Raw genomic sequence first — 4677 nt, 5'->3', positions numbered from 1 at the left:
ATCGTGCTCACCACCGCCCTGATCTACGTGTCGGGTCCCCTGCGCGACCACGTCGACCCCGCGCCGCTCACGGTCTTCCTGTTCGTCACGGGGGGCATCGTGCTTGTGTCGGGCGCGCTCGAGGTCTGGCTCAAGCTGCGGCCACGCAAGCTCGGCAAACCGATCCCCTCGGGCCGACCCGAAGACCGTGCGTTCGTGCTGCGGGTCGCGGCGGCCGGCGACATCCTCGCGGTGCTTGTCGTCATCGTCGGCGCCCTCGGTGTCGCGCGCTCGTTTGGCTCGCTCGTCATTGTCGGCGCGGCAGGGGGTGCCATCGACCCGGTTACGTTCTGGCGGTCGGTCGGGTTCACGGTGCTCGCGATCGGCGTCGCTGCGGCCTTGGCGCTTCTGCCGGGTCGCCTGAACATCGAGTCCTCCGACGACCCGCCTGCACCGTCCGGAGGGTGGCTGCGCCGAGCGGCCCTGCGCGAGTTCGACCCGCGGCAGGACTGCCCGAGTATCACCGGACTCGGCATCGCGATTGTCGCTGTCGTCGCCGTCGTATCGGTCGGGTTCATCGGTGCTGCCGGGCTCTGGCCGCTCACCGTCGGGGGCACTCTGGGCATCGTCGCGGTCGCGGTCGGTCTTCTCGGCGCGATCACGTCGCTCTTGGGACTCATCGTGCTGAGCCTCCGCCGTCGCCGACCCCTCGCGCTGTTCGAGCTTCTCGGGTTGCGCTCCGACCCGGTGATCGCGCTCGTCCTGGTCATCCCGGTCGTAATCGCGCAGTTGAGCGGAAGTGTCGGGCTGCACGGAGTCGACCGGCTCGCGATCGACGCTGTCCCCGTCGAGCGGCCCGACCTTCAGGAGGCGTTCGACGATTGGATCGAGCGCTCCGACGGCTGCGAGGCGACCCTCGACGGGGTCGCCGTGCGCCCCCTCGTGCTCGTCGCGGCGGAGGGCGGCGGCATCCGGGCGGCCACCTGGACCGTCGCGACGCTCGCCGAGTTCGCCGCCGACGGGCGTTGTGCCGCGGATTCGGTGTTCCTCTCCAGCGGAGTCAGCGGCGGGTCGATCGGCCTCGCGGTCGCCGCGACCCTCGACCGCGACGACGACGGTGGTGCCGGCAACCTCGCCGCCGATGCTGCGTTCTCTGATTACCCGGACCGGGTGCGCGCCGCGATCGGCGAGATCGGGGATTCGGCCGCGCTTCCGGGTGCCGTCGTCGGACTCATCGGCAGCGACCCGCTCGCCTCGACCACCGGGCTCCGCTCCCCGACTTTTGAAGACCCGACGCGGTGGCGAGATCGCGCCGCCCTCATCGAGGACGCCTGGCGGGATGCCGACGCGTCGCTCGCGCTCCCCTGGGGGGCCGAGCCGGCAGCGCCGACCGGTCTCGTCGTCTTCAACTCCGCCGACATCCTCTCCGGTTGTCGGGCGGTGGTGAGCCAGGTCGAACTCGGCGTGGGGCGCTTCGGGTCGACCACCGAAGAGTCGCACGGCGGCGACGCGGAGGGCAACGCCCAACGGCCGCGGTGTGACCAGGGGTCGGCGGAGCCGGCGCTCACTCTCGACCTCGTCGACTTCTTCGGCTCCTGCGCGTTCGGGGCCGACTGGGCGACCGCGTCGATGCTGTCGGCCCGGTTCCCGGTCGTCACCCCGGGCGGCGTGATCGACCGCAGCGCGGCCTGCGGCGCAGACGAGGGTGTCCCAGGTGACGACCGCGACCGGCTCCACCTCGTCGACGGCGGCTACGCCGAGAATTCGGGTCTCGGGCTCATCGCCGACATCTCCCCCGACCTCGCCCGCATCGTCGCGGAATACAACACCGAGGCGGATGTCGACGTGGTGCCGTATCTCGTCTACATCCAGAACTCGCCCGGTGCCTACCTGGCCGCGCGCGCCCAGGAGTCGGTGCCCGAACTGTCGGTGCCGATCGCCGGCTTCGGCACGAAGGCGACGCAGGTAACACCGAACTCGTGGATCCAGCGGGCGATGGCGGCGTTCGACATGTCGTCGGACCAGGTCGTGATCGCGGCCGCCGGCACCGAGCCGTCGGTGACCGTCCCGCTGGGCTGGGGTCTCTCCGACGCGACCTTCGATCAGCTGCTCGCCGCAGCGAGCGCCCAGGCGTCGAGCGCCACCTGCGCGGTGCCCGAGTGGAGCGAGTACCGCTGCGTCGGCGAGCTGCTCGACCTGTTCGACTAGTCCTCGTCGTCAGCCGTCGTCGTCGCGGTTGTTGCGGAAGTAGCGCACCGCCTGCCAGAGCAGCACGACGAACACGACGACACCGCCCGCGAGCAGCAGGAGGTTGAGCCAGGCGGGTGCACCCGCTGGCACCGGGATCGGGTAGAGCCTCACTGCCACGCCTCGTCGGGGATCTCACCGATGAACCAGAACGACCAGCCGACCACGACCGCCACAAACGCGAGCACCAACAGATAGAGCGCGGTGACGGCGATGCCGATCCACAGACCGGCGAGCGCGAGCCCGCGGCCACGTTCGCCGGTGCGTTTGATCTGCCGAAGGGCGATGATCGCCAGCGGGATGCCAGCCGGCGCGAGGATCACCGCGACGATCAGGCTGAGCAGCGCGAAGTCGTTGACCTTCGTCGCCGGGGCGCCCAACCTGCTCATGGCGCCAACACTAGCCAGCAGCAGGTGGCGTCACATTGCCGAGCCGGGTTCTAGTGTGTGAGCGTGAACATCGACGACGCCGGATCCGGCATCATCCGCCTGCCCCTCGACGGCCGAGCTGAACTCGCGGCGCGACTCGGAGTCACCGCGTGAGCGCGCTGCCCGACCGGGTGTCAGCGGTCGTCATCGGTGCGGGGCCCGCCGGCCTCGCTGCCGCCGCCGAACTGAAGCGCGTCGGTGTCGAGACGATCGTGCTCGACAAAGCCGACAGGGTCGGTGCGAGCTGGGCCGGCCACTACGACCGGCTGCACCTGCACACCTCGCGCGGACTTTCCGGACTGCCCGGCTACCGCATCCCGCGCCGCTACGGACGCTGGGTGGCACGCGACGACCTGCTCGCCTACTTCGCCGAGTACGCCGACCTGCACGACCTCGATGTGCGCCTCGGGGTGGCCGCCTTGGCCGTCGAACGCGGGGCCGACGAATGGCGGGTCTCCTGGCGCCGCGGCGACGAGCACGGGGCCATCGCCGCCGACACCGTGGTTGTCGCGACCGGGTACAACCACACCGCCAAGCTGCCCGACTGGCCCGGACTGCAATCGTTCACCGGCAAGGTGGTGCACTCCAGCGAGTACAAGAACCCCGGGCTGCTCGGCGCGCGCGAGGCGCTGGTGATCGGGCCGGGCAACAGCGGCGCCGAAATCGCTGCCGACCTCGCGGATGCGGGAGTTCGGGTGGCGCTCGCGATGCGAACCCCGCCGAACGTTGTCTTGCGGGCGGTGGCCGGCATCCCGGGTCAAGCGCTCGTCATCGGGATGGCTCCCCTCCCGGTGAAGGCCCAGGATGCACTCGCCGGTCTGCTGCAGCGCATCGCCGTCGGCGACCTGCGCAAGTACGGCATCCCGAAGGCACCGCGCGGAATCGCGACGCAGCTGCTTCGGGATGACGTCACTCCGACGATCGACGTCGGCCTGATTCGCGCGCTCAAGTCCGGGGCGGTGACAGTCGTCGCCGCGGTCGAGCGGTTCACCAAGGATTCCGTGGTGCACGCCGACGGCACCGAACTGCGCCCCGACGCCGTCGTGGTCGCGACCGGCTTCCAGCGCAGACTCGAAGAGCTCGTCGGCGACCTCGGCGTTCTCGCAGGCAGCGGTCGCCCGCTCGTCAATGCGGACGCACAGCTCGCCGCACATCCTGGACTTTTCTTCCTCGGCTACTCGAATCCGCTGACCGGCAACCTCCGGCAGGTCGGACTCGACGCGACGAAGATCGCAAAGGCGGTCGCGAAGGGAGTCGCTGCGGGCTGAGGCTGTTTGCAGCACGCCGCTAAGCTGAGGGCCAGCCGACACTCAGAAGGGCACTCACATGGCAGAGCGCAGCAGCCGCAGCGGCAAGAAGGTCGTACAGGCGGAGTCGGCCCCCGCGCCGGCAACCACCGCGAAGGAACGGGCTGCGATCAAGGCGGAAGCCGATCAGCGGGTCCGCGAGGGTGGCGGCTGGAAGGCATCCGATTCGGCGAAATCCGGCGCGACCATCAAGCGCGTCATCGCCTTCATCCTGTGGGGCATCGCGATCGCCCTCGAAGGCGTCGGCATCTGGTACCTGCTCACGCAGATCGGCACGAATGTCGACGGTGAGCCGATCAAGGGCTTCATCCCGAGCGACTACCTCATGTGGGCGCTCATCGGCCTGCTCGTCGTCATCGGCATCCTGACGATCGTCGGCTCGCAGCTCTGGAAGGCCGCCAACCAGGCCGACCCCGCATCGCGGCAGGAGAAGTTCCGCTTCTTCGTGCAGAACCAGCTGGTCGCGATCATCCCGCTCATCGCCTTCGTGCCGATCATCGTCGTGATCTTGCTCAACAAGAACCTCGACAACAAGACCAAGGGCATCGCGGGTGCCGTCGGCGCCGTCGTTCTCGTCATCGCCGTGCTGGTGGGCATCGAGTACAACCCGGCCTCGCAAGAGGCGAACACCGAAGACGTCATCGAAGGCGAGATCGCCAACGAAGGCCAGGTCGACGAGTACACCGCGATCGTCACGGAACTCACCGGGGCCGACA

At 69.5% G+C, this 4677-nt stretch carries 4 protein-coding genes and 1 pseudogene; 3 read left to right on the top strand and 2 right to left on the bottom strand.

The features are described 5' to 3' along the window. Positions 1 to 2187 (top strand): hypothetical protein (locus RMO30_RS05660; protein ID WP_309710588.1); only part of this gene is annotated, 2187 nt, incomplete at its 5' end. Positions 2188 to 2196: 9 nt separating this feature from the next. Here RMO30_RS05660 and RMO30_RS05655 read toward each other — a convergent pair. Beyond that, positions 2197 to 2340, bottom strand: coding sequence for a hypothetical protein (locus tag RMO30_RS05655; protein WP_309710586.1), 144 nt, complete (start codon positions 2338 to 2340; stop codon positions 2197 to 2199). Beyond that, entirely contained in the window at positions 2337 to 2615 is a 279-nt protein-coding gene (locus RMO30_RS05650) for a DUF4190 domain-containing protein (protein WP_309710583.1), read from the bottom strand. The genes RMO30_RS05655 and RMO30_RS05650 overlap by 4 nt, the downstream gene beginning before the upstream one ends. 149 nt (positions 2616 to 2764) lie before the next feature. Here RMO30_RS05650 and RMO30_RS05645 point away from each other — a divergent pair, with 149 nt between their 5' ends. Then, a complete protein-coding gene (locus tag RMO30_RS05645; RefSeq protein ID WP_309710580.1) occupies positions 2765 to 3922 on the top strand; it encodes an NAD(P)/FAD-dependent oxidoreductase in 1158 nt (385 codons plus the stop codon). Positions 3923 to 3980: 58 nt separating this feature from the next. Next, positions 3981 to 4677, top strand: a pseudogene (locus RMO30_RS05640) (hypothetical protein); the annotation flags it as partial.

The organism is Pseudolysinimonas sp. (genome assembly GCF_031389465.1).
Taxonomy (GTDB): Bacteria; Actinomycetota; Actinomycetes; order Actinomycetales; family Microbacteriaceae; genus Pseudolysinimonas_A.
Note: the sequence above shows the minus strand (reverse complement) of the source record. Positions and strands in the feature narration are given on the sequence as shown.